This window comes from Pseudoalteromonas sp. SR41-7, from assembly GCF_014163935.1.
GTDB lineage: Bacteria > Pseudomonadota > Gammaproteobacteria > Enterobacterales > Alteromonadaceae > Pseudoalteromonas > Pseudoalteromonas distincta.
This window is the reverse complement of record NZ_JACJEF010000002.1, coordinates 170,709-195,201: the sequence shown is the minus strand read 5'-3', so window position 1 is coordinate 195,201 and position 24,493 is coordinate 170,709. Positions and strand designations below refer to the sequence as shown.

22 protein-coding genes and 1 pseudogene are annotated in these 24,493 nt (G+C 39.3%); 7 read left to right on the top strand and 16 right to left on the bottom strand.

The features are described 5' to 3' along the window. Positions 1–129: 129 nt before the first annotated feature. The 3 genes from rpmG to radC all read right to left on the bottom strand — a co-directional run bounded on the left by rpmG (position 130) and on the right by radC (position 1,482). The gene (rpmG, locus tag H5092_RS03600; protein WP_004335545.1) at positions 130–285 is read right to left on the bottom strand and encodes a 50S ribosomal protein L33; all 156 of its coding nucleotides are present in this window, start codon (positions 283–285) and stop codon (positions 130–132) included. Between the two features lie 11 nt (positions 286–296). Continuing rightward, positions 297–533 (bottom strand): 50S ribosomal protein L28, encoded by a 237-nt coding sequence (rpmB, locus tag H5092_RS03595; protein WP_004335549.1) that lies wholly within the window; start codon positions 531–533, stop codon positions 297–299. A 274-nt stretch (positions 534–807) separates the two neighbouring features. Beyond that, the gene (radC, locus tag H5092_RS03590) at positions 808–1,482 is read right to left on the bottom strand and encodes a DNA repair protein RadC (protein ID WP_024598926.1); all 675 of its coding nucleotides are present in this window, start codon (positions 1,480–1,482) and stop codon (positions 808–810) included. A 143-nt stretch (positions 1,483–1,625) separates the two neighbouring features. Between radC and coaBC the strand changes: the two genes are divergently transcribed. The 4 genes and pseudogenes from coaBC to H5092_RS03570 all read left to right on the top strand — a co-directional run bounded on the left by coaBC (position 1,626) and on the right by H5092_RS03570 (position 7,781). Beyond that, positions 1,626–2,819, top strand: coding sequence for a bifunctional phosphopantothenoylcysteine decarboxylase/phosphopantothenate--cysteine ligase CoaBC (gene coaBC, locus H5092_RS03585; RefSeq protein WP_182732911.1), 1,194 nt, complete (start codon positions 1,626–1,628; stop codon positions 2,817–2,819). A 111-nt stretch (positions 2,820–2,930) separates the two neighbouring features. Then, positions 2,931–3,518, top strand: a complete 588-nt coding sequence (gene slmA, locus H5092_RS03580; RefSeq protein ID WP_004335558.1) for a nucleoid occlusion factor SlmA — start codon at positions 2,931–2,933, stop codon at positions 3,516–3,518. A 140-nt stretch (positions 3,519–3,658) separates the two neighbouring features. Further along, positions 3,659–6,427: a prolyl oligopeptidase family serine peptidase gene (locus H5092_RS03575; RefSeq protein WP_182732910.1), complete on the top strand. Its 2,769-nt coding sequence runs from the start codon at positions 3,659–3,661 to the stop codon at positions 6,425–6,427. Positions 6,428–6,678: 251 nt separating this feature from the next. Continuing rightward, positions 6,679–7,781 (top strand): annotated as a pseudogene (locus tag H5092_RS03570) (GGDEF domain-containing protein). 2 nt (positions 7,782–7,783) lie between these two features. On the opposite strand, the gene H5092_RS03565 reads toward H5092_RS03570, so the two are convergent. After that, on the bottom strand, positions 7,784–8,968 hold the full coding sequence (locus H5092_RS03565) for an NAD(P)/FAD-dependent oxidoreductase (protein WP_182732909.1): 1,185 nt from the start codon (positions 8,966–8,968) through the stop codon (positions 7,784–7,786). A gap of 328 nt (positions 8,969–9,296) precedes the next feature. Between H5092_RS03565 and H5092_RS03560 the strand changes: the two genes are divergently transcribed. Further along, the gene (locus H5092_RS03560; protein ID WP_182732908.1) at positions 9,297–11,423 is read left to right on the top strand and encodes a S8 family peptidase; all 2,127 of its coding nucleotides are present in this window, start codon (positions 9,297–9,299) and stop codon (positions 11,421–11,423) included. A 105-nt stretch (positions 11,424–11,528) separates the two neighbouring features. Here H5092_RS03560 and H5092_RS03555 read toward each other — a convergent pair whose 3' ends face one another. From H5092_RS03555 to rplU, 7 genes are all read right to left on the bottom strand, one after another. After that, entirely contained in the window at positions 11,529–12,002 is a 474-nt protein-coding gene (locus H5092_RS03555) for a peroxiredoxin (protein ID WP_024594812.1), read from the bottom strand. A 130-nt stretch (positions 12,003–12,132) separates the two neighbouring features. Then, positions 12,133–13,017 (bottom strand): UTP--glucose-1-phosphate uridylyltransferase GalU, encoded by an 885-nt coding sequence (gene galU / locus H5092_RS03550; protein WP_165744542.1) that lies wholly within the window; start codon positions 13,015–13,017, stop codon positions 12,133–12,135. A gap of 448 nt (positions 13,018–13,465) precedes the next feature. Then, positions 13,466–13,843: a DUF3718 domain-containing protein gene (locus H5092_RS03545; protein ID WP_024594810.1), complete on the bottom strand. Its 378-nt coding sequence runs from the start codon at positions 13,841–13,843 to the stop codon at positions 13,466–13,468. A 78-nt stretch (positions 13,844–13,921) separates the two neighbouring features. Further along, entirely contained in the window at positions 13,922–14,413 is a 492-nt protein-coding gene (folA, locus tag H5092_RS03540) for a type 3 dihydrofolate reductase (RefSeq protein ID WP_002957745.1), read from the bottom strand. A gap of 73 nt (positions 14,414–14,486) precedes the next feature. Then, positions 14,487–15,644 carry an Obg family GTPase CgtA gene (gene cgtA / locus H5092_RS03535; protein WP_002957746.1) on the bottom strand — a complete coding sequence of 386 codons (1,158 nt, stop codon included), beginning with the start codon at positions 15,642–15,644 and terminating at the stop codon, positions 14,487–14,489. 138 nt (positions 15,645–15,782) lie between these two features. After that, positions 15,783–16,040 carry a 50S ribosomal protein L27 gene (gene rpmA / locus H5092_RS03530; protein ID WP_002957747.1) on the bottom strand — a complete coding sequence of 86 codons (258 nt, stop codon included), beginning with the start codon at positions 16,038–16,040 and terminating at the stop codon, positions 15,783–15,785. A 16-nt stretch (positions 16,041–16,056) separates the two neighbouring features. After that, positions 16,057–16,368 (bottom strand): 50S ribosomal protein L21, encoded by a 312-nt coding sequence (gene rplU / locus H5092_RS03525; protein WP_002957748.1) that lies wholly within the window; start codon positions 16,366–16,368, stop codon positions 16,057–16,059. Positions 16,369–16,790: 422 nt separating this feature from the next. On the opposite strand from rplU, the gene ispB reads away from it, so the two are divergent. Then, complete coding sequence (ispB, locus tag H5092_RS03520) at positions 16,791–17,762, top strand: octaprenyl diphosphate synthase (RefSeq protein ID WP_024596483.1); 972 nt, start codon at positions 16,791–16,793, stop codon at positions 17,760–17,762. Between the two features lie 85 nt (positions 17,763–17,847). On the opposite strand, the gene mdh is transcribed toward ispB, so the two are convergent. Beyond that, positions 17,848–18,780 carry a malate dehydrogenase gene (mdh, locus tag H5092_RS03515; RefSeq protein WP_002957751.1) on the bottom strand — a complete coding sequence of 311 codons (933 nt, stop codon included), beginning with the start codon at positions 18,778–18,780 and terminating at the stop codon, positions 17,848–17,850. Positions 18,781–19,005: 225 nt separating this feature from the next. Here mdh and argR point away from each other — a divergent pair, with 225 nt between their 5' ends. Next, on the top strand, positions 19,006–19,473 hold the full coding sequence (argR, locus tag H5092_RS03510) for a transcriptional regulator ArgR (RefSeq protein WP_002957753.1): 468 nt from the start codon (positions 19,006–19,008) through the stop codon (positions 19,471–19,473). Between the two features lie 7 nt (positions 19,474–19,480). Here argR and H5092_RS03505 read toward each other — a convergent pair whose 3' ends face one another. The 4 genes from H5092_RS03505 to H5092_RS03490 are packed head-to-tail and all read right to left on the bottom strand — an operon-like array spanning position 19,481 to position 24,114. After that, positions 19,481–20,380, bottom strand: a complete 900-nt coding sequence (locus H5092_RS03505; protein ID WP_024604544.1) for a Dyp-type peroxidase — start codon at positions 20,378–20,380, stop codon at positions 19,481–19,483. Positions 20,381–20,428: 48 nt separating this feature from the next. Then, positions 20,429–21,478: an ABC transporter ATP-binding protein gene (locus H5092_RS03500; protein ID WP_182732907.1), complete on the bottom strand. Its 1,050-nt coding sequence runs from the start codon at positions 21,476–21,478 to the stop codon at positions 20,429–20,431. Further along, positions 21,479–23,110: an iron ABC transporter permease gene (locus H5092_RS03495; protein WP_182732906.1), complete on the bottom strand. Its 1,632-nt coding sequence runs from the start codon at positions 23,108–23,110 to the stop codon at positions 21,479–21,481. Continuing rightward, on the bottom strand, positions 23,110–24,114 hold the full coding sequence (locus H5092_RS03490) for a Fe(3+) ABC transporter substrate-binding protein (RefSeq protein WP_182694322.1): 1,005 nt from the start codon (positions 24,112–24,114) through the stop codon (positions 23,110–23,112). Before H5092_RS03490 ends, H5092_RS03495 begins: the two co-directional genes overlap by 1 nt. Positions 24,115–24,493: the final 379 nt, after the last annotated feature.

Below are 24,493 nucleotides of genomic sequence, written 5' to 3'. Positions count from 1 at the left end.
ACGTTTTTTGATTTAAAAGCCTTGTTGGTTATGCCAACGAGGTTTTTTTATGTCAATTCGCTAATCATAGTTTAAAAACAAAAAACCCAGCCTAAGCTGGGTTTTTAAATTCTAAAAGAAGAACTAAAATTACTTAATTTTAGCTTCTTTAAAAAGAACATGTTTACGAATCTTTGGATCAAACTTTTTGATTTCCATCTTCTCAGGCATGTTACGTTTGTTTTTGTCAGTAGTGTAGAAAAAACCAGTACCGGCAGTTGAAACTAAACGGATTTTATCGCGCATGATTCAGATCCTTAAACTTTAACGCCGCGAGCACGGATTTCTGTAAGAACCGTGTCGATGCCTTTTTTATCGATAATACGCATACCTTTAGTAGTAGTGCGTAATGTTACAAAACGTTTTTCACTTTCAACCCAAAAACGGTGTGTTTGTAGGTTAGGTAGGAAACGACGTCTAGTCGCGTTTCTCGCGTGTGAACGGTGATTACCAACCGCTGGACGCTTACCTGTAACTTGACATACTTTAGACATGTCTATATATCTCCAATAACTTCGCTCGAGCTTAATTTAATCTAAGGCCGTGTATTTCCGCCCTAGAGATAAATCGAAGGGCGCTCTTTATACAGCTTTTACAGGCAAAGATCAAACACTGATCTATCCAATCAGCTCATATATGTAAATTTGATAGCGGCTAATTATAAAGATCGAATGCCCTTAGGGAAAGTAAAAACTGCATTTAAATTAAACTAATTTGCCAAAACACGTTAAACAGCTCATTTTTAACACACTTATGTGTCTAACAAAGCTAAATCAGGCCTCGCTCGGCAAACGAAACACAGGTTTCTCCACCAACAATGATGTGATCGAGCACACTTATGTCGACCAATTGCAGTGCTTGCTGCAATTTATTCGTAATAAGTTTGTCTGCTTGGCTCGGTTCTGCAATACCACTTGGGTGATTATGCGCAAAAATAACAGCTGCTGCATTATTTTTAAGGGCAGCCTTTACCACTTCACGCGGATAAACACTGGCAGAATTAATTGTGCCATAAAAAAGTATTTCGTCTTTTACTAATCTATTTTGACTATCTAGGTATAACACCATAAATACTTCTTGCTGCAAGCCTCGCATTTGAATGGTCAGGTAATCGTAAACTGAGTTTGGCGAATTAAACACCGCATCTCGTTGACAACGCTCCTGCATATAACGTTGGCTTAGCTCTAATACAGCTTGTAGTTGTACATATTTAGCAGTTCCTAATCCCTTTTGAGAGCAAAACTCCTCAATACTGGCATTAAACAAATTATGCAGTGTTTTATTCTCGTTTAATAAATGCTGAGCCAACTCAATTACATTCATTCCTGGCAACCCTGTTCGTAAAAATATAGCAAGAAGCTCTGCGTCACTGAGCGCTTTAGCCCCTTTCGCGATGAGCTTTTCACGAGGTCGAAGTGAGTTTGGTAGTGAAGTAAGTTGCATTATTCATCCTTGAGAGACGAAAGTGTCTTATAAATGTAATGCAAATTTAAAATTTAGCCTGTTATTTCGAATTAAAAAACTTCGCTGTACGGGTAAAGATTTGTTATTTTAAGCGCAATATTTAATAAGACTGATGAACAACCATGACTAACTTAACAAACAAAAAAATTGTACTAGGTATTACCGGCGGCATTGCAGCTTATAAATGTGCAGAGCTCGTTAGGCGATTAAAAGACGCTGGTTGTGAAGTAAAAGTAGTTATGACTGAATCAGCTAAGCACTTTATTACCCCTTTAACTATGCAAGCCATTAGTGGCGAAACTGTCTCAGACTCGTTACTTGACCCTTCTGCTGAAGCTTCAATGGGACATATTGAATTTGCAAAATGGGCTGACTTAATTTTAGTCGCCCCAGCGACCTGCAATATTATTGCAAAAATGGCAGCCGGCATTGCTGACGACCTACTAACAACGTTACTGCTAGCAACGCCTGCAAAAGTCGCAGTTGCACCTGCCATGAACCAGCAAATGTATGGACACGCAGCTACACAAGCCAATTTGGCCACATTAAAAGCACGCAACGTACTTATTTGGGGCCCAGGTAAAGGTGAGCAAGCATGTGGCGATGTAGGCGCTGGACGTATGCTAGAGCCACATGACCTAGTTGCGCTATGTACAGCAAAAGAGCAACCGCAATTACTTGCAGGAAAAACAATTACAATAACAGCAGGCCCAACGCGTGAGCCTCTCGATCCGGTACGTTTTATATCAAATCACAGTTCAGGAAAAATGGGGTATGCACTGGCAGAGGCCGCTTTGCAACTCGGTGCTACGGTTAATTTAATTTCGGGTCCTGTTACGATTAAAGCGCCTCTTGGCGTAAATTTAATAAATATTGAAAGCGCTGAGCAGTTACTAAATGAATCATTAATTTATGCACCACAGTCAGATGCATTTATTGGCTGCGCCGCTGTAGCAGATTATCGAGCGGCAGAAATTGCGACTCAAAAAATGAAAAAGCAAGGCGACGAACTCACTCTTACTTTAACTAAAAACCCTGACGTAATTGCAGCTATTGCCAACCTTACACAAAACCGCCCCTATACGGTTGGATTTGCCGCCGAAACTCAAAATGTAGAAAGCTATGCGAAAGGTAAACTAAAGAATAAAAATCTAGATATGATTTGCGCTAATGACGTATCAAAAAGTGGCTTAGGGTTTAATTCCGATCATAATGCTTTAACACTGTACTGGCATAATGAACAACTAGAATTACCAACAACAAGTAAAATAGAAATAGCTCGCAAGGTGATCGAACAGCTGGCTAAACATCTATAAAAAGGCTGGAAACAAACTGAATAAAACATTAACATACGCCATTCATTTGAACAAAAAATGACTAGGGTTCTTAACTGCGCCACTAAGAATAACTAATAAAAAGGAATGTTCATGCCTGCGACAAAAAGAAGTAATCGCAAAGAGCAAATACTGCAAGCACTCGCACAAATGTTAGAAACCAATTTAGGCCAACGCATCACTACAGCAAAACTAGCTGCTGAGGTGGGTGTGTCTGAAGCCGCGCTATACCGTCACTTTCCGAGCAAGGCGCGTATGTTTGAGGGCTTAATTGAGTTTATTGAAGATACCCTTTTATCTCGTATAAATATTATTATTGAAAACGAAAAAGAAAGCCAAACGCGCATTTATAACATTCTATTATTACTTCTAACCTTTGCTGAAAAAAACCCAGGTATTACTCGTATTTTAACGGGCGATGCTCTGCAAGGTGAGCAAGAACGTTTACGCGAACGTGTACAAACCTTGTTTGAAAAACTAGAAACTCAGTTTAAACAAGTGCTTCGTGAGCGCAAATTACGTGAAGGTAAAAACTTTCAAAGTGATGAGCTTACACTTGCAAACTTTTTACTTGCCTACGTTGAAGGCAAAATGAATCAGTTTGTACGTAGCGACTTTAAAGCAAAACCTAGTGTTCAATTTGAAAAACAATGGCTTGAGCTACAAAAAATTTGGCTGTAATGTTTGCTAAATTAATAAACTGAATACTAAAAAACGACCTGCGGGTCGTTTTGTCGTATGTAGCTGCCATTTATCTGATCCGCTCGAATTATGAACCAAACTCGTTACAATGAAACAATGTCATAATTCGAGAATCAATAATGAAAACAAAACTCACCTTATTAAGCACGGCACTCGTTGCCAGCTTAACTAGCACCGGCATACACGCCAAAGAATCGCTACAATTTAAAGACGTATTTAGTTTTAAATCAGCTAAAAGCACACAACTATCTGACAATGGTCAAGTACTCACTTTTAGTGCAACGCCGTATCGTGGAAATGCAACTGGTCAAGTTTACTCACTACAAAGCAATACACTCATCGCAGAAGTAGAACGCGGCACTAAGCCTCATATTAATAAAGCCGCTAACTGGGTCGCCTTTACACAAGTACCTACCTTACTTGAAAAAGAAACAACCAAAAAAAAAGACACACTTAAAAACAATCTGGTACTCGTAAACACACAATCAGGTGCCCAACAAAGCTTTGCTAATGTAAAAGATTACACGTTATCTGATGACGGTATGTGGCTTGCTTATCGTTTAAATAAAAAAGACGATGACGCAAAAGTAGAAGATAAAACCGATAGCACTAAAAACGAAGAAGACAACGCTATCACGCCCGATAAAAAAGATAAGAGCTATGCGCTTGTTATCGTAAATTTGTCTGATAAACGCACTCATACAATAGAAAACGTATTTAGCTACGCTATTAACTCAGCTAACAGCCAGCTATTAGTGAGTCAAAGTTACAGCGATGGTAATAACAACCAAATAGCGTTAATTGAGCTCAGTGACTTTAATAGCAGCGTATTAATTGATGAACCGGGCGTAATCGCAAATAAAATAGCGTGGCACCCCACTGACAATATTGCAGCGTTTACATTGGGTAACTATGTAAATGATGACACGCGCCGCCGAAGCTACACTTTACAGCTATATAAAAACGAGAAGCTCTCAACTATAGATTCACCTAATAAAGCATGGACGTTAGGGAAAACAGCCACCCTTGAATGGTCAGAAAATGGCGAGCGCTTATATTTTGAAAACCATCCTAAATTAGCAGCTAAAGTAAAAACTAAAGAATATACCGACGAAGCCTCACTGTACGACTTTGATACCATACGTGAGCGTAAAGGTCTTAATGTATGGCACAACAACGATGCGCAAATAAAACCACGTGAAGAGCAGCAATGGAACGAAGTTAATAAAAATCGCCATTACAGTGCGGTGTATCACGTTAACTCGCAAAAAGTTGCGCAACTTAGTACACCAAACATGCCCGAGGTTGCACTAAACCCTCAGCGAGATGTGTCTTTACTTGGCTCATCTAACATCCCCTACCTAAAAAAAATTATGTACGGCGGTTTTTTTGCTGATTACTTTGCAGTAAATATAAATACCGGTAAACAAACTCCAATTATAAGTAACTACCCGTTTAGACCGAGCCTTGCCCCTAATGGTGAGTTTGCAGCTTATTTTAGCGATAGCCAAATACAGTTAAAAGATTTAAAAAATAATAAAGTAACACCGCTTACAAAAGCGATTCAGGCAACCTTTGCTGATGATAAACACGATTACCCATCTACTCAACCTGGTTATGGTTTTGCAGGTTGGATGACCGATAGCAGCCAAGTGCTTGCTTATAGTAAATACGATATTTGGGCGTTTGATGTAAAAACTAAGCAAGCTAAACGCCTAACTAATGGTAAGCAAAGCAATACGCAGTACCGTGCTATTAAGCTTGATAAAACCCAAGTGGGCTTTAAAAAAGGCGATACATTACTTGTCTCTGCTATTAACTTACAAACTAAACAAAGTGAAGTTGCAAAGCTCGACTTAACCACTAACACACTAACTAAGGTGCTTAGCGGTAATAAACGCTTTGATATGGTTAAAAAAGCCAAAAAGGCTGACAAGTACTTATTTACCTCGCAAACTTATAGCCAATTTCCTGATTACTACCAAACAGATTTTAGCTTTAGTTCACCAAAACAAGTGACCACGCTAAACCCACAAATTAGTAATTTTGCCTGGAGCGAAAAGCCAGAACTAATAAGCTATAAAGGCTTTGACGGTGAAGATTTACAAGGTGTATTAATAAAACCAGCGGGATATAAAAAAGGCGATAAAGTACCTGTGGTTGTGTATTTTTATCGTTACATGAGTCAACGCATGTTTGATTTTCCTAAAATGGAATTAAACCATCGCCCTAATTTCCCTATGTTTACCTCAAACGGTTATGCGGTATTTTTACCTGACATTCGTTTTGAAATAGGTCACCCGGGTAAATCGTCAACGCAAACCATGATCAACGCCACCCAAAAATTAATAGATTTAGGCATAGCCGACCCAGATAAAATAGGCTTACAAGGTCACTCTTGGGCAGGCTATCAAAGTGCGTTTATGATAACCCAAACAGATATGTTTAAAGCGGTTGTATCTGGCGCGCCAGTATCAAACATGACCAGTGCTTACAGTGGCATACGTTTGAAATCAGGTCTTGCTCGTCAGTTTCAATACGAAACAGGGCAAAGCCGTATAGGTAAAAACTTATTTGAAGCACCAGATCTGTACATAGAAAACTCACCGGTGTTTTTTGCAGATAAAGTAAATACCCCTATTTTAATTATGTTTGGCGATAAAGACGATGCAGTGCCTTGGCACGAAGGCGTGCAGTACTACTTAGCGCTTCGTCGCGCAGGTAAAGATGCAACCTTTTTACAATACGAAGGTGAACCACACCACTTGAAAAAGTTTCCTAATCAGGTCGATTTTTCAGTACGTATGATGCAGTACTTTGATCATTACTTAAAAGGCAAACCTGCTGCTAAGTGGATGACACAAGGCGAAGCATTTATAGAGGAATAGATATAGCATTTATTCAGAGCTCTACGTAAGCGATAACGGCGAGCTCTGCGTCAATTAAATCAAGGCGAGGCATATTACATTTAAGTAATCAGTCACTACCTAGTCCTTCATACCTTTGAAAAATGCTGTAATGATCTTTAAACTTTTATAAACACCACCGTATATAAGCGTTTTAATCAAAGTAAAAAACTATAATAAAAGCCTAATATAAGTAATAATCACTAAATTCAGAGGTTAAAGAGTCGCTCATTATGCTAAGTTTTTGGTACAAAGAGTTTCCACAGTACCCTAAAGATCACAAGGACTTTTGGCGCACTCGCTTAATAGCCCACTCCTTGCTAATAACTACATGTTACTTTTTAGTTTTAACCCTGCTCAATCTCTTTTATTTTGCAAGCTACGAAATAGCGCTTATTGATGCTTTTGGCCTTTTTATATCGCTCGGTATTTGTATTTGGTTTAATAAAACAGCTAATGTAAATGTAGCCTCTTGGGCCGTTACATTGATGATTGTTAGTTTAATTTTAATGTTTGTGATTTCAGTTGGTGGCCATGCCCACTCTTTATTTTGGGCCACGCTTATTCCGCCATTCACATTTTTTTTAGTTGGCAGAAATTGGGGGAGTATATTTAGTGCTGTCGCTTTTGCTATTTGTGCGTATCTTGTGTACTTACAACAACAGCAAACCGTAACAATTGGCTTAGGCTCTTTATTTAATCTTATTGAAGTAGGCCTTGCTCATATTTTGATTTTTAGATTTTACGAAAAAACACGGTTTTCGGCATACACCCGACTATCTATCCGTAACCTAGAAATTCAACACTTAGCAGAAACCGATAAGTTAACTGGGCTTTATAACAGGCAAAAATTTGATTTTGAATTATCACAGTTAATTGCTAAAAATGACGTTTTTAAAACCCCACATTGCTTACTTATTTGCGATATAGATCACTTCAAAAATATAAACGATACCTACGGGCATTTGGTTGGTGATAACGTGCTAACTGAATTTGCAAAAATATTAAAAAGCCGTATGGAAATGACGCACTTATTGCGCGATGGGGTGGAGAAGAATTCACTATTATTTTATCCAACACCTCTTTAAATGATAGCGCTAAAAAAGCCGATGACCTGAGAAAGTATATTGCCGAAAACACAGTTACAAATGTAGCATTTACTATAAGTATTGGATTAGCAACGATACAAAAAGACGATACAGTGCTAAAACTACTGGAGCGGGCTGATACAGCGCTATATAAGGCTAAAAATAATGGACGCAATAAAGTATGTGTTAGCGATAACGATTCAACCGTTATCGCTCAATCAACTTACTTAAATGGGTTTATAGCCTAAACTTAAGCGTGCTGCCCACAAGCAAATCCACAGCTCCACGCATATTGGAAGTTGTAGCCTCCAAGCCACCCTGTTACGTCAGTTACTTCGCCTATAAAGTATAGGCCTTTAGCTTTTTTAGCTTCAAAGGTTTTTGAGCTCAACTCGTCGGTATCTACACCGCCCAATGTTACTTCTGCTGTTCTATAACCTTCTGTGCCATTGGGTTTAATTTGCCACGCATGAATATAATTTACCAGCTCATCTATTTGAGCATGGGTAAGCTGATTAATATTACAATCTGGTATCGCTTTGCTTTCGTGCAGTATTTCTATAAAGCGTTTAGGTAAAATAGTTGCAAGGCTATTTTTTAAGGACTTTTGGGCTTGCGTTTCTCGCCAATCAGCAAGTTGCTGCCTTAAATCAATTTCAGGTAATAAGTTTATAGTTACAGCCTGCCCTGCTCGCCAAAATGAGCTTATTTGCAATATTGCTGGGCCCGATAACCCTCGGTGAGTAAAGAGGATGTTTTCTTTAAATACGGTGCCGTCTTCGCTTGAAACTTCACAAGGGATACTAATTCCCGAGAGCCCTTCAAAACGCTCTTTATCATGCTGATGCAAAGTAAACGGTACAAGTGCAGCCATAGTTGGTAATACACTTAATCCAAACTGCTCTGCAATTTTATAACCTATTGGTGTTGCACCTAGTTTTGGCATGGTTAAGCCACCTGATGCAATGACTAACGACTCACAGCTTAATGTTTCTTGCTCTGTGGTAACGCTATAGCCGATTTCGGTTTTTGATACGCTGATCACTTCGTTGCGTAGCTTTATATTTACCCCGGCCCACTCACATTCGGTCAGTAAAATATCAACAATGTCTTGTGCATTGTTATCGCAAAAAAGCTGACCTAGTGTTTTATGGTGATACGCCAAGCCATGTCTGTCTACCAGCTCAATAAAGTCATGCTGTGTATAGCGACTTAAACATGATTTAACAAAATGAGCATTTGCGCATAAGTAGTTATCAGGGGTTGCGTTTTCATTTGTAAAATTACAACGCCCACCACCACTTATTAAAATTTTACGACCTGGTTTTTTCCCCATATCAAGTACTGTAACGCTTCGGCCACGGTATCCAGCTTGCGCTGCACACATTAATCCTGCAGCTCCCGCACCTATTACAATTACATCTACTTGACTCATTATTTTACCCTACTAAAAAATTTTTCCGATTATAGCAAAGTTTGATAGCTAACAACGTAGCATTTAAATTATTAGCAATAACACAACAAAAACGCATCAGTAATAAGTCGGGAATAATTACCCGCACAATAAACCAACCCTTTATACTTATTTTTAATTTATATGACAAATACTAAACAACGAGTAAACCGCTAAAAACCTGAGTTATAACTAAATGAAAGAGGTACATAATAAATTGATATTTTAACCTAGTTAACAGATCGTTTACTTTTGTTCCCGCATCGTGATCCTACATCACGAAATAATAAATAAAAATCTAGGGATAATTATGACAACAAGTAAAACTTTTAAAAGATGCGCAATTGCAATTACAGTTAGTACGCTTTTTGCTGCAACATCTGGCATGGCTCAATCAGTTTCAAGTTCAATGGCTGAAACATCGGCTAAACTACAAAGCCAAGGCGGTTTCGAAACTCAGTTCATTATTAAATATAAAAATAATAACGAAATGGCGAGCCTCTCAACTGCAGACGCAAGCCCAGCTAGCATGAAAAAGCGCGCACAAAGCTTTGTTAAAAACTTCGCTTCTAAAAAAGGCAAAGTAAAAGCAAAATACGTTCGTGCAATGGCACTTAATAATCATCACGTAATGCGTGCTGATAAAAAATTAAGTGCGGCTGAGGCCCAAGAGTTTATGCAAGAAATGGTTGATTCTGGCAATGTTGAATACATTGAAGTGGATCAAATGCTAAAGCCGTTTTCAACTCCTAACGATCCACGTTTTGATGACCAATGGCACTACTACGAGCAAGCCGGTGGTTTAAACTTACCGACCGCATGGGATACCGCAACGGGTAGCGGTGTAGTTGTAGCTGTACTAGATACGGGCTACCGCCCTCATGCTGATTTAAACGCTAATATTTTACCGGGTTACGATATGATCTCTAACCTTTCGGTAGCTAATGACGGTGGTGGTCGCGATAGCGATGCACGTGATCCTGGTGATGCAGTTGCTGCGAATGAATGTGGTACTAACGGTGCACAAAACTCTAGCTGGCATGGCACGCACGTAGCCGGCACAGTTGCTGCGGTAACCAATAACGGTGAAGGTGTTGCAGGCGTAGCTTATAACGCAAAAGTAGTGCCTGTTCGTGTACTAGGTAAGTGTGGTGGTTTAACCTCTGATATTGCAGACGGTATTATTTGGGCATCTGGTGGAAGTGTTTCAGGTATTCCTGCTAACTCAAACCCTGCTGATGTAATTAATATGAGTTTAGGTGGGAGCGGTTCATGTAGCTCTACAACTCAAAATGCAATTAACACAGCACGTAGTAACGGCACTGTGGTAGTTATTGCTGCAGGTAACGATAACGATAACTCAGCAAACTACAACCCAGGTAACTGTAACGGTGTAGTAAACGTAGCCTCAGTGGGCCGTAATGGCGGCAGAGCTTATTACTCAAACTACGGTAGCAATATTGATGTTGCAGCACCAGGTGGCGCACAAAGCTTTGCAAACGACTATGAAGGCGTTCTATCAACTTACAATTCAGGTTCGTCTACACCTTCAAGCGACAGCTATGGCTTTTCACAAGGTACATCAATGGCTGCGCCCCACGTAGCAGGTGTTGCGGCACTTATTAAGCAAGCAAAGCCAGATGCAACGCCTGACGAAATAGAAAGTATTTTAAAATCAACTACCCGTTCGTTCCCTGCAACATGTACTAGCTGTGGTACGGGTATTGTTGATGCTGCCGCAGCTGTTGCAGCAGCAAGTGGCGGCACTACTCCACCTACCGGTGGCGATAGCGAGCTTATTAATGGTGAAGCTAAAACAGGTTTAAGTGGGGCTGCAAATGCACAAGCATTTTACACGATGACAGTACCAAGCGGTGCAACTAACGTAACATTCACTATGAGTGGTGGTACTGGCGATGCTGATTTATACGTACGTGCAGGCAGTAAACCTACAACTACTACCTATGATTGTCGTCCATATAAAGGCGGTAATAGCGAAGAGTGTTCTATTGATAACCCTACTGCGGGAACTTACCACGTAATGCTTAACGGCTACTCTGCGTATTCAGCTGTTAGCTTAGTAGGTAATATTACTGGTGGTTCATCATCGGGTGGCGGTTCAGGTACTCCACAAGCAGGTGGCGGCACTATAAGCGATGTGTCAGCCAATACTGGGCAGTGGAAACATTACACGTTAGATGTACCAGCTGGAATGACTACGTTTACAGTAACAACATCGGGTGGCAGTGGCGATGCTGATTTATTTGTAAAATACGGTAGCCAACCAACAGCAAGCTCATACGATTGCCGCCCTTATAAAAATGGCAATGCAGAAACATGTACATTTACTAATCCACAAGCAGGTACTTGGCACTTAAGCGTTAACGCTTATAGCACTTTCTCTGGTTTAACGCTTAGCGGGCAATACCAACCGTAATTTAAAGTTTGAGCCTTTAATAAAAAAACCGATGTTGCTGCCAACATCGGTTTTTCAATAATAACTAGCAGATTAGTTAAAACTAAAATCTACACTTTATTACTGTTATAGCTTCTCTAGTACTGATTCTGCGCGGCTTACAACAAACTCTTTGTCTTGTTCTACAAATAAACCTGTTACTAGCGCATTTTCAATAATCATAGCGTAACGCGTTGAACGTATACCACCAAAACTAGCAGTATCTTTATCAAGCCCTAACGATTTAGTGAAACTTCCATCGCCATCCCCAAGCATTGTAATTTCTTGCGCGTTTTGTGAGTCACCCCATGCTTTCATAACAAATGCATCATTAACTGATACACAGTAAATAGCATCAACACCTTTTGCTTTAATTTTATCAGCAAGGGTAATAAATTCAGGTAAATGGGCATTTGAACACGTTGGTGTAAACGCACCAGGAACTGCAAATAACACGACTTTTTTACCTTCAAACAATTCTTTATTTGTAAGAGATTGCATACCGTCGTCAGTTAATTGCGTTAACGTCACTGCTGGTAATTCTTGGCCTTGCTCAATCATGGTAATTCCTTGAAAAGATTAATACAGAATAAGTAACAATCGTACTACGTAGCCTACTACTATGTATAAAAAGTACGGCTAACTTAGTAGCTCAAAACAGCCTACCATAGAACGAAGAATACGCGCTGTATTAAGGTAAATTCAAATCATTTATAAAACTTGAAAAATCATTACCTAGCTTTTCATCTCGCAGACTGTACTCAACAATTGCTTTTAAGTAGCCTAACTTATCTCCACAATCGTGAGAGCGACCACTCATATGAAATGCTTCAACGGTTTCTTGTGCCATTAATGCGTCAATAGAATCTGTAAGTTGTATTTCACCGCCAGCACCTACAGACGTTTTTGCAAGTAGAGGCCAAATGTTCTTACTCAGTACATATCGCCCTACAACAGCTAGGTTAGAAGGCGCTAAATCTGCATCAGGTTTTTCAACCATTGCTTTTATTGCAGCACTTTTGCCTGGCATTAGATCAACCCCATTAATATCCGCAATACCATATTTACTAACGTCTTCTTTAGCTACTGGCTCAAGCATTATTTGGCTTGCTTGAGTTTCTTTAAAGCGTTTAATCATGGCCGCTAAGTTTTCAGTTTCTTGATCCGCAGTATAGGCATCAAGTATCACATCAGGCAGGAGCACAACAAAGTTGTTATCACCAACTATTGGTTTAGCGCATAAAATAGCATGCCCTAGCCCTTTAGCTTCACCTTGGCGTACACTCATAATAGTTACATCATTTGGACAAATAGAGCGAATTTCATCTAATAAAGCTCGTTTAACACGCTTCTCAAGAGTCGCTTCTAGTTCATAACTTGTATCAAAGTGGTTTTCGATTGCATTTTTAGAGCTATGCGTAACTAACACAATATCTTTAATACCAGCGGACACACATTCGCTGACAATATATTGAATTAGAGGCTTATCGACTATTGGGAGCATTTCTTTTGGGATAGCTTTTGTCATAGGGAGCATTCTCGTCCCTAAGCCAGCTACTGGAATTACAGCTTTCATATCTGTCCTTAGTGATTAAGTTTGTAAATAATATCAATTCGCTTAATTAAGTGATCTATTTTTAGGATGGAAAAACGTGTTGATAGCTAGGCAAAAAATTCGCTACTTAGTTGTTCTAAATGAGAATTTTTTAACACAGGTGCGACACGTTTAGCCCCGCAAAATAATTAAGTATTATTGCGTATTGGTACAAACTAGCAGATACAAAATAGATACCAGCTGAATAAAGTTACCTCTTTTGAAGAAGTAAATTTGAAGCTGTTTATTAAACAGAGACTCTACATTTTTGGTTATTTAAAATGAGCAGGTAAGTTATGAAGTTTATTAATGATTTTGTTGTGGGGTGAGATTACATTAGCTAAACGAAAAAAGCCTGGGTTTGCTATAAATAACAAACCCAGACCAATAAATTTCTAACTAAAGGTCGCGTTACAAAACCTTTTTATAATTAAAGACCTGCACGCTCTTTAATTACTGCAATAAGCGGTGAGCTGGCAAAATTCCCTTCAGCCCAAGCAATATCAGCACCATCTGTTAACGCACTTTTTGATAAGTTTTTAACTATATACTCACCAGTATCTACTGCATTACTAGCAACAGCATGACGTAATAAGTTATTACCATTACATTGTACTGCATCATAAATATTACGAATTTTTACACGAGAGCTTTTAAGCTTGCTGCGTAATCGGTTTTTATCGTCTGCCGCAATATATTCACAAATAGATACTGCTAATTGATCTTCAGCATTTACAGGTGCTGTATACGAAAACGAACTAACAGCTACAACGGCAGTAAGTGCAACTAGCTTTGGTAATTTAAACATGACAAACCCTTTATAATACTTTGTTCTTATATAGACTATCGAATATTATATCAATCTATCAAAATTTACGCAATAATGTTAACGTTCTTTATATAAAGTTACGAATTTATAACTAGATAAATTCTTGTCATCCGGATGGTTTTCTTGCTCTTCTTTCACGTACCAATTAGCAACTTTATTGTAATCTGGAAACTGTGTATCGCCTTTAACATCTAAATCAATAAAAGTTAGATACAGGCGTTCTGCTTTTGGTAAAAATTGCTCATAGATATTACCACCACCAATAATCATTACTTCTTCAGCAGTAGTAACGAGTTCCAATGCGGCATCTGGCGTAGTTACTACTTCAATACCCTGTGCAGTATATTCGCTGTTTCGAGTAATAATAATATTACGGCGCCCAGGTAATGGACGGCCTATAGACTCAAAAGTTTTACGACCCATGATCACAGGCTTACCCGTAGTGACCTTTTTAAAATGCTGAAGATCTGCAGGTAAATGCCATGGCATTTTATTATCTAGACCAATTACACGGTTATTTGCCATTGCTGCAATCATTGAAATTATCATAATAAACACCTAGTACTTTATTCTTAAACAAAGAAAAAGGAGCATAAGCTCCTTTTTAGTAAATTCTATTTAATTAACGCTCGTAGACAACTTCTACGTCGTAATCATCTTCATCCCAGTCATCCCAATCATCATCATTACCCTTACCTTTAGTGGCTTTTTCATGATAGGTATCCCACTTAAATTCAACTTCTTCATCTTCCACTTGTACAAATTTCTCTTTAGGCATGCTATCAAGTAGTGTCATTATGTTGTGGATTAATGGTTGAGTGTTAAGTTTATTAATTGCTGAAATGTGATAGATATTTTCAGTTTCGCCCAGCTCTTCTGCAATCGATTCGCATAACGCTTTTGCTTCATCCTCTGGTAATAAATCTATTTTATTAAATACTAACCAGCGTGGCTTCTCAGCTAATTTAGGGCTGTATTGGTGCAGCTCGTTAATAATCGAAAACGCATTATCAACAGGGTTTGAACCATCTACCGGCATTACATCAATAATGTGTAATAACACACGACAACGCTCTAAATGTTTCAAAAAGCGAATACCTAGGCCTGCGCCATCAGATGCACCTTCAATTAGACCCGGAATATCGGCTATAACAAATGATTTATTTGCTTCAGGACGTACCACACCTAAATTAGGAATAAGCGTCGTGAATGGGTAATCAGCTACTTTTGGTCTTGCTGCAGATACACTGCGGATAAACGTAGATTTACCGGCATTTGGTAGTCCAAGTAAGCCAACATCAGCTAATAATAGTAACTCTAATTTTAAGTTACGTACTTCACCTGGTGTGCCTAATGTTTTTTGACGAGGTGCTCGGTTAGTACTTGATTTAAAACGCGCATTCCCCAAGCCGTGGAAACCACCTTTTGCAACCAAAATTCGTTGACCATGTTGAGTTAAGTCGCCAAGTCCCTCTTGGGTATCAACATCCATGATGCGCGTGCCTACAGGCACCATAACAAACAAGTCATCAGCTTTTCGGCCTGTACAGTTACGGCTACGACCGTTAGTACCACGTTCAGCTCTATGGAAGCGCTCAAACTGATAATCAATTAAGGTATTTAAGTTTTCATCAGCTTGTAGATAAACACTACCACCGTCTCCACCGTCACCGCCGTCTGGTCCACCATCTGGAACATATTTTTCACGACGGAAAGACACGATGCCGCTGCCACCGTCTCCAGCTTCTGCGCGAATTTCTACTTCATCTACAAACTTCATGATTACTCACTTTAGGGATTGGCTTGTTTAATAACTCTATTATATACCCAAGCCAGCACAAATGCAGGCTTGGGTATATATTGGCTGACTACAAAACAAAAAACCCCGCAAAGGCGGGGTTTTTAACTACCTTACTGATTACTCAGTTACGATAGTTACGTATTTACGGTTTAAAGGACCTTTTTGTTCAAACTGAACTTTACCATCTGCTTTTGCGAAGATAGTGTGGTCTTTACCGATACCTACGTTAGTACCAGGGTGGAAACGAGTTCCACGCTGACGAACAATGATGCTACCCGCTAGAACTGATTCGCCACCAAAACGCTTAACACCTAGGCGTTTGCTTTCTGAATCGCGACCGTTACGAGTACTACCAGCTGCTTTTTTATGTGCCATTTCTAAGTACCTCTAATTAAGCGCTAATGCTAGTGATTTTAACTTCAGTGAACCATTGACGATGGCCCATTTGCTTACGAGAATGCTTACGGCGTCTAAATTTAACAACCTTAATCTTCTCACCGCGACCATGTGAAACAACCTCAGCTGTTATCTTGCCACCGTTTACGAACGGTACACCGATCTCGATTTTCTCACCATCAGCAACTAAAAGTACTGAATCAAATTCTACTGCCGCACCAGTTTCAACGTCTAATTTTTCAAGACGAATCGTTTGACCTTCAGTCACACGATGCTGTTTACCACCACTTTGGAAAACCGCGTACATAATTAACTCCGTCTGTGCACCCTCAAATCGGCGCAACTAAAATATTCTTCGATAGGGCGCGAAGTTTACGCTAACGCGAAATAACTAGCAAGCCTATTTTGTAATTAAAATGAATAAAAAGTACCTGCTTTGAGAGCAATTCAATATTTACCCCATTTTATATTAATTGGCCCTTTTGCCAAGCGCTTTTTAACTCTTAGCCGAAATAAATTAATGTACTCAAATATGACCCTCACAGCTCAATATCTAAGCACACCATAAACTGTATATTGATTATCAATTAATCAGTTATCTTGGCTAATTCAGTCTAAATTAAGTACTTTAATAGTGTTTTTTCAATCAATCGTCACAAAATATCGAGCTAGTGCATTTTTTGTTGTACAATCTGCGCCGTTCACACATAAAAATTGGCTCGGAGATCAATGGATATAAAAGCTATCCAGGCGTTAATCGAAAGCGATATGAATGACGTCAATCAACTTATACATGCGCAAATGCGCTCAGATGTGGCGTTAGTTAATCAGCTTGGTTTATATATAGTTAGCAGTGGCGGCAAACGCGTTCGTCCAATGCTGGCTATTTTAGCAGCCAAAGCGCTCGGTTATCAGGGTAAAGATCACATAACACTTGCAACAATTGTTGAGTTTATCCATACAGCAACGCTATTGCATGATGATGTTGTAGATGAATCAAACTTACGACGTGGCACGCCTACAGCAAATGCTGAATTTGGTAATGCTGCTAGCGTATTGGTTGGTGACTTTATTTACACTCGCTCATTTCAGCTTATGGTTGGCCTTGGAAAAATGCAGATTATGCAAGTACTTGCCGATGCAACAAACATTATTGCTGAAGGTGAAGTATTGCAGCTGATGAACTGCAATGACCCAGATACGACTGAAGCCAGCTATATGCAGGTTATTTACTCTAAAACGGCTAAATTATTTGAAGCAGCTACAGGCCTTGCTGCCATTATCACAGAGCAAGACCAAGCGACACTTGATGCACTAAACCTATACGGTATGCATTTAGGTACTGCGTTTCAACTAGTAGATGACGTACTCGATTACAATGCAGATGCTGAGCAGCTAGGTAAAAACATTGGCGATGATTTAGCTGAAGGCAAACCAACCCTTCCGCTTATTTATGCTATGCAACATGGTAGCGAGCAGCAAACACAGCTCATTCGTGATGCAATAGAGCACAGTAATGGTATGGAGCATTTAGAAGAAATTTTAACTGCACTAAAACAAACTAATGCGCTTGAGTTTACAATGCAAAAAGCAGAGCTTGAGGCCGAAAAAGCCATTGCCTGTTTAGACTTTTTAGCTGAGTCTGACTATAAGCAAGCACTTATAAGCCTTGCCCGTATTGCGGTTGACCGCGACCACTAGTTTTAACTAGTTACACAGTGTGACATTAATTCTGAGCAATAAAAAAGCCTGCAAATGCAGGCTTTTTTGTTGCTTAAACTGGCTATTACGCCATGAAATCAACACCTTCTTTGATGTCTTTTTTCAGAGTTTCAAGCATGTCATTTTTTGCTTTTGTTTCAAATGCGCTTAGTTCGCCGTAAGAAAGAATTTCTTCTACGCCGTTTTTACCTAAACGTACTGGATGTGCAAAGTACTCTGCATCGCCATTTTCAACAGCAACGTAAGCGTAATCTACAACTTCTTCACCTTGTAGGCCTTTAACTAAAGACATACAAAAACGAGCTGCAGCAGCACCCATAGATAGCGTAGCTGAACCACCGCCTGCTTTAGCATTTACAACTTCAGTACCCGCATTTTGGATACGTGGAGTAAGTGCAGCAACTTCTTCATCAGTGAAAGAAACACCTTCAACTTGAGAAAGTAGAGGCAGAATAGTTGTGCCTGAGTGACCACCAATTACTGGTACTTTTACAGTTGCTACGTCTACGCCTTTAAGTTCAGCAACAAATGCTTCTGAACGAATAACGTCAAGCGTAGTAATACCGAATACGCGTTTAGCGTCGTAAGTACCTGCTTTTTTGAATACTTCAGCAACAATTGGAACTGTGCCATTTACTGGGTTAGTAATAATACCTACTAACGCTTTAGGACAGCTGGCAACAATGCCTTCTGCTAAAGTTTTGATGATGCCAGCATTTACATTGAATAAATCAGCACGATCCATACCTGGTTTACGTGGCATACCCGCTGGGATAAGAACGATGTCAGAGCCTTCAAGCGCTTTATTTAAATCGTCTGCGCCAAAGCCTGCAACTTTAACATCTGTTGGGATGTGAGAAAGGTCAACCGCAACACCTGGTACCACTGGTGCAACATCATAAAGTGATAATTCAGAGCCAGCTGGTAAGCCTGTTTTTAATAATAAAGACAACGCTTGGCCGATACCGCCTGCAGCACCTAATACAGCAACTTTCATTGGAATTCTCCGTAATTTGAGGTAGGAAACATTTGTGGCTCTTAAGATAATGAAATTAGCGACTAAAAACAAATTTATCCTGTCTATTTCAAGTATATTTTCGACCATAGTCGTAAACTTATGTGATTTAACGCATCAAACTGGCAAGTTAACTAAACAACTGCTGCATAATTATTCATTTTTGTGTAGAATTTGCGGCATAAATAACAAAAACGAATAAAGACTATGCAACCACAAGATAAACAAGAAGCACTGGTAAAAGCATTTAAATCACTATTAAAAGAAGAAAATTTTGGCTCTCAAGGCGAAATAGTTGATGCGTTAAAAGATCAAGGTTTTGACAATATAAGCCAAAGTAAAGTATCACGCATGTTAAGTAAATTTGGCGCTGTACGCACACGTAATGCCAAACAAGAAATGGTTTACTGCTTACCTGCTGAAATGGGTGTACCTACGGCTAAAAGCCCATTACGCCAATTAGTAATCGACATTATGCACAACGAAATGATGATCATCATTCGTACCAGCCCAGGTGCTGCTCAGCTTATTGCACGTTTATTAGATTCATTAGGTAAAGCAGATGGCGTACTAGGAACAATTGCAGGCGACGATACTATTTTTATCGCTCCTGCTAAAATATCTGAAATAGATGTAACACTTGAACGTGTTCGCATTTTATTTGATACAGTTTAATAGCAAACTAAATTTGTTTTAAAAACCCTATTGAAGGTGCAAAGAAAGCAGAGCCCATATCGGCTTGAGTAAAATCAAGCCAGTGGTCGTAGCAATCCCCTTCCCCTAAACGACTATTAAGTACTTTTTCAAATGCGGTGCCCGTACAAGCGCATGTAATTGATAACATTCCCTGCTCATACACGTCGCCATAAGGCATGCTTTGATTTAATAGTAGCGGTTGTCCGTCTTCGTCTTTTAGCTCACTTCGCGAAGCATGGCTGGTTTCGACCGCTGGAGTAATTAGCGTGTTATCAAGACGCGTACGTCCCATTATTTGCTCTTGCTCACTCAATGATAAATGCTGCCACATAGTTAAATCATGTTTATAACGCTGAACATGAATATAACTCCCCTGATCTTCAAAGCTACCAGGGTTGCTGATTAAAGCCGTAGCGCGCTTTTTTCTTCCATGTGCGGTGTCGCCACCATAAATAAAACCGTTAAAATCACGACCATCTAAAAAACGAAAATTACGAATTTGCTCCACCAGCTCAACATCGGGGGCAAATAATTTTAAAATTTGCAGCGCAAATAAATGGTTAACATCTTCACGGTCAGAGCGAATTTGCACAAATAAATCGCACGGTTGTACGCTCATTTGGTGATCGCTATGGGTTATATTGGGAAAGCTCTGTAATTCGCTTGGAATGTATTCAGGGAGGATATGCGGCCAGTATTGCGCACCAATAGCAACCATACAAGAGAGCATTGATTCTGAAAATTGATCGCTAAACTCTTCTTCTATAGCGCTTACTTGTTTTAACTTTGCGCGAAGTGATTCGTCTTGACCATCAAACACATTAAAAAATAAGTGCAAACCGTGTAAGTTTGCTTCAGCACAAATCCCTGATTGCGCTTGCGCCATTGTTATTCCTTAGTTTTACAGATAAAAACACAGCGAATAACAAATTAATTACGATTCGAAAAAATTCACCGTGTGAGGTTTTATTTTTATTATAACCTGATCATTATTTTCAAATGACTGGCCATATTGTGCAGCAACTTCAATTTCTTGTTCATCAATAACAAGCGAATAAACATACGCCGAACCAACAAAGCGACGACTTATGATTGTAGCTCGCTTGCTGAATTTGTCACTTTGGTTATCTGCCACTAATTCTATTTGATGAGGGCGCACATATATAAGCCCTGCACTTACATTATGCTTACTCTCAACATAAGATTCGACTAAACCAAATGGTGTTTTATATTCAGTTGCGGTTAACACTTCTGCGCTTAAGTATATGCCCTGACCCAGAAACTCTGCAACCTCCTTTGAACATGGAGCTGCAAAAAGCTGCTCAGGCGTGCCTTGTTGCTCAATTTTACCGCGATGCATAATGGCCAGTGTATCTGAAAAGGCAAATGCCTCTTCTTTTGAATGTGTAACAAATACAGCAGATACTTGAGTTGCCTTAATAATTCGACGTATATCAGCAATTAATTCAAAGCGTACTTGTGTGTCGATATTTGAAAAGGGCTCATCAAGTAGCAATAAACTAGGCTTATAAGCTAATGCACGAGCAATAGCTACACGCTGCTGTTGACCACCCGATAACTGGTGTGGAAACCTGTCAGCACAGCCAATTAAATGTACAAGCTTAAGCATTTCATCAACGCGTTGCTGCTTTTGAGCTTTGCTCATTTTACTAAGCCCAAATGCGATATTATTTGCCACCGTTAAATGCGGAAACAGCGCATAATCTTGAAACATCATGCCGATGTTACGGTGCTCAGGTGAGACAAAAGATTGCTCATCACTCACTAATTTACCGTCTATAAAAATAGACCCTTGCTTAGCTTCAATTAAACCTGCAATCGCTTTTAACGTGGTCGTTTTGCCACACCCACTCGCTCCAAGTAGACAAACAATTTCATCTTTACCCACCGTTAAATCTAAATCGTGAATAACCTTTGTGCCGTTATAGTGATAGCTCACGCCTTGTAAAATTAAACTACTCATTTAACTACGCTGCTCCATAGAACGATTAATAAAATACAAAGGAATAAACCCAACAATAACAATAAATAAAGCCGATATTGAAGCAAGCTCTAATTGCTCATCACTCACATACTGAAATACATGAGTAGCTAAGCTTTCAAAATTAAACGGTCTGAGCAATAGCGCAGCTGGCAACTCTTTCATACACTCAATAAATACCAATAAGGCAGCAGTGAGCAATCCTCTTCGCAGTAAAGGTAGGTGCACTAAACGCAGCGTTTGCCCTTGGCTTTTACCCATTGATTGGCTTGCCATATCAAGTGATGGACTAATACGTAAAAAACTCGACTCAATTGCTCCGTGTGCAATGGCGTAAAACCTAACAATATAAGCAATAATAATAGTAAGAATGCTACCTGTAAGCAGTAAGCCAATGTCTAAGTTATACTTCTCGAGCGCTGTGTTAATAGTGCTCTCTAATAATGTAAGAGGTAATAAAACCGCAATAGCGAGAACAGTTCCTGGCAACGCATAACCTGTGCTTGCTAAACGCCCAGGAATAAGCGGATACGCTTGCTTTGCAACACGCTGATAAAAAACCACAAAAACACTCAATGTAATGGTTATAACACTTACAACTCCCGCCACCTTTAAACTTTGCCAAGCGTAACTAAAAAACTCAACATTCCATGCTTTATCAAAGTAGGTAATGGCGTAATTTATAAGTACTGCAATAGGAATTACAAAAGCGATAAGTAAAATAAAGCTACAAAATGCCGTTGCGAGCCAAGCAGACTTTCCTTTTAATACATAGAGCGATTCGCTATTTACACTTGATTGGCGCTCAAATACCGCTTGATTACGACGACTAAAACGCTCTGCCATTAATGCTAAAAATAACAGCAGTAACATCACACCCGATATTTTAGCGGCCGCTGTAAGTGAGTAATAACCAAACCACGTATCGTATACGGCGGTTGTTAATGTACTTACGGCAAAATAACTCACTGTTGCAAAGTCGGCCATGGTTTCCATACTAATAAGTGCAAGAGCCGCCACAATTGCCCCACGAGAGAGCACTAAACTAACTTTAAAAAAGCTTTGCCAAGGAGATAGCCCCATTAACTGGCTAGCTTGTACTAATTTGAATGACTGCTCGCGAAGGGCCGTTTTAAAAATTAAAAATAAATACGGGTAAAGCACCAAGGCAATCATAACGATGGCGCCGGGTAATGTACGTATATCAAAAAACCAATAGTCGCTAGGCGATTGCCAGCCAAACCATTCTCTCAGTGCTATTTGTACAGGGCCCGCATAATCTAATAAATCAGTGTATACATAGGCAATAATATAGGTGGGCATAGCAAGGGGCAGCATAAGAGCCCATTCAAACTGTTTTTTACCCGGAAAACTACAGTAAGCCGTTAGCCACCCAAGTGGCAAAGCTATGGCGCAGCTAAGGACGCAAACACCTAAAACAAGCAATACGGTATTGTTTATGTAATCCCAAAGCACGGTATCCCACAGGTGAGAAAACACCTCAGAGCTACCTTGTAGAGATTCAAAAAGAAGAAAAAACAACGGAGCCGATAGAATTAAGCCTGTCGACCACGCAAAGAGCTGCCATTTAGACAGCTTAAATTTATTAGTCATTAAAGATCGAACTTCACCTCATCAATTAGCTTAAGTGCTAACGGACGATATTTACTAATCTCATCAAGTGGCAAGCTGTCTTCTTTAAAGCTACCCCAAGAGGCAACCAAAGTTGATAATTCAACACCCGACTTAACTGGATACTCCATATTTAATGAGGCATACATGTTTTGTGCTTTGCTGTCGGTCATATACTCTATGAGCTTTAATGCATTTTCAGGGTTTTTAGCGTATTTGGTAATAACCGCACCCGATACATTTATGTGTGAGCCACGATTAACTTGATTTGGAAAGTTAATATTTACGGCCTCAGCCCAGCCTTTTTGTTCTTTATCTTCTAGCATTTTGCCAAGGTAGTAACTATTACCTAATGCTAAGTTACATAAACCTTCTTTAACAGCTTTAACTTGAGCACGATCGTTACCTTGAGGCTTGCGTGCTAAATTAGCCTTAACACCTTCAAGCCACTCTTTAGTTTGCGCTTCACCATGGTGTGCAATCATAGAAGCTACTAAACCTAAATTATATGGATGTTTGCCAGAGCGCGTACAAATTTGTCCTTTGTATTTAGAGTCTGCTAAATCTTCATAAGTGAGCTTAGGTAACTCACCAACTCGCTCTTTTGATGAATATACATTACGCACTCGCTTAGTAAGCGCAACCCATTGGCCATCACCGTCACGAAATGCGGCTGGAACATTATTATTTACACTGTCACTTTTTATAGTTTGTGTTAATTTTAAATCTTCTAATTGAATAAGCGCGCTAAAGTTAGAGGTTAATACTAAATCAGCTTTACTGTGCTTGCCTTCGCGTTTAACACGCTCAATTAGCCCTTTTTTAGCAAAAACAACATTGGTTTTTATGCCTGTTTGCTTTGTAAAATCTTCTAAAATTGGCTGAATTAAAAACGGTTGACGAAAAGAGTAGATGTTAACAACATCGTTTGCAAAGACTGGTGCCGATGCAACTACCCCTAAAACAAGTGCAAATACTTTCTTCATTATTCCACCTAAATAACTATTATTATCAACGAATTCTACCGTGCTCATTCTAAAAGTGCACACTTTAAATAAATGTAAATATGTAAATAACGCCCAAAAAGGAAATACGGTGTAAGAGATGTCTTACGGATGTGACAGCTAATGAGTAAAAAACAAGATAAAAAACAACCCAAAAACAGTTAAGCACATGAATTATATGAAATTTATTTTTATTACTATTGCAAAAACACTAATTGAATGTAGTTTTATCTCTATTTTAGTTGCTCTATTGCACTATAATTTACGCATCAACCAAGCAATGACGCTTATTGAGTAAAAGGAAATGGACTGCTTACTCAACCAACCAATGATTAGGTTATCAGGACAACACGGACTTTAG

What these genes read in the sequence shown, in the direction of transcription:
- rpmG (WP_004335545.1), bottom strand. Translation starts at nt 285, where the DNA reads ATGCGCGATAAAATCCGTTTAGTTTCAACTGCCGGTACTGGTTTTTTC.
- rpmB (WP_004335549.1), bottom strand. Translation starts at nt 533, where the DNA reads ATGTCTAAAGTATGTCAAGTTACAGGTAAGCGTCCAGCGGTTGGTAAT.
- radC (WP_024598926.1), bottom strand. Translation starts at nt 1,482, where the DNA reads ATGCAACTTACTTCACTACCAAACTCACTTCGACCTCGTGAAAAGCTC.
- coaBC (WP_182732911.1), top strand. Translation starts at nt 1,626, where the DNA reads ATGACTAACTTAACAAACAAAAAAATTGTACTAGGTATTACCGGCGGC.
- slmA (WP_004335558.1), top strand. Translation starts at nt 2,931, where the DNA reads ATGCCTGCGACAAAAAGAAGTAATCGCAAAGAGCAAATACTGCAAGCA.
- H5092_RS03575 (WP_182732910.1), top strand. Translation starts at nt 3,659, where the DNA reads ATGAAAACAAAACTCACCTTATTAAGCACGGCACTCGTTGCCAGCTTA.
- H5092_RS03565 (WP_182732909.1), bottom strand. Translation starts at nt 8,968, where the DNA reads ATGAGTCAAGTAGATGTAATTGTAATAGGTGCGGGAGCTGCAGGATTA.
- H5092_RS03560 (WP_182732908.1), top strand. Translation starts at nt 9,297, where the DNA reads ATGACAACAAGTAAAACTTTTAAAAGATGCGCAATTGCAATTACAGTT.
- H5092_RS03555 (WP_024594812.1), bottom strand. Translation starts at nt 12,002, where the DNA reads ATGATTGAGCAAGGCCAAGAATTACCAGCAGTGACGTTAACGCAATTA.
- galU (WP_165744542.1), bottom strand. Translation starts at nt 13,017, where the DNA reads ATGAAAGCTGTAATTCCAGTAGCTGGCTTAGGGACGAGAATGCTCCCT.
- H5092_RS03545 (WP_024594810.1), bottom strand. Translation starts at nt 13,843, where the DNA reads ATGTTTAAATTACCAAAGCTAGTTGCACTTACTGCCGTTGTAGCTGTT.
- folA (WP_002957745.1), bottom strand. Translation starts at nt 14,413, where the DNA reads ATGATAATTTCAATGATTGCAGCAATGGCAAATAACCGTGTAATTGGT.
- cgtA (WP_002957746.1), bottom strand. Translation starts at nt 15,644, where the DNA reads ATGAAGTTTGTAGATGAAGTAGAAATTCGCGCAGAAGCTGGAGACGGT.
- rpmA (WP_002957747.1), bottom strand. Translation starts at nt 16,040, where the DNA reads ATGGCACATAAAAAAGCAGCTGGTAGTACTCGTAACGGTCGCGATTCA.
- rplU (WP_002957748.1), bottom strand. Translation starts at nt 16,368, where the DNA reads ATGTACGCGGTTTTCCAAAGTGGTGGTAAACAGCATCGTGTGACTGAA.
- ispB (WP_024596483.1), top strand. Translation starts at nt 16,791, where the DNA reads ATGGATATAAAAGCTATCCAGGCGTTAATCGAAAGCGATATGAATGAC.
- mdh (WP_002957751.1), bottom strand. Translation starts at nt 18,780, where the DNA reads ATGAAAGTTGCTGTATTAGGTGCTGCAGGCGGTATCGGCCAAGCGTTG.
- argR (WP_002957753.1), top strand. Translation starts at nt 19,006, where the DNA reads ATGCAACCACAAGATAAACAAGAAGCACTGGTAAAAGCATTTAAATCA.
- H5092_RS03505 (WP_024604544.1), bottom strand. Translation starts at nt 20,380, where the DNA reads ATGGCGCAAGCGCAATCAGGGATTTGTGCTGAAGCAAACTTACACGGT.
- H5092_RS03500 (WP_182732907.1), bottom strand. Translation starts at nt 21,478, where the DNA reads ATGAGTAGTTTAATTTTACAAGGCGTGAGCTATCACTATAACGGCACA.
- H5092_RS03495 (WP_182732906.1), bottom strand. Translation starts at nt 23,110, where the DNA reads ATGACTAATAAATTTAAGCTGTCTAAATGGCAGCTCTTTGCGTGGTCG.
- H5092_RS03490 (WP_182694322.1), bottom strand. Translation starts at nt 24,114, where the DNA reads ATGAAGAAAGTATTTGCACTTGTTTTAGGGGTAGTTGCATCGGCACCA.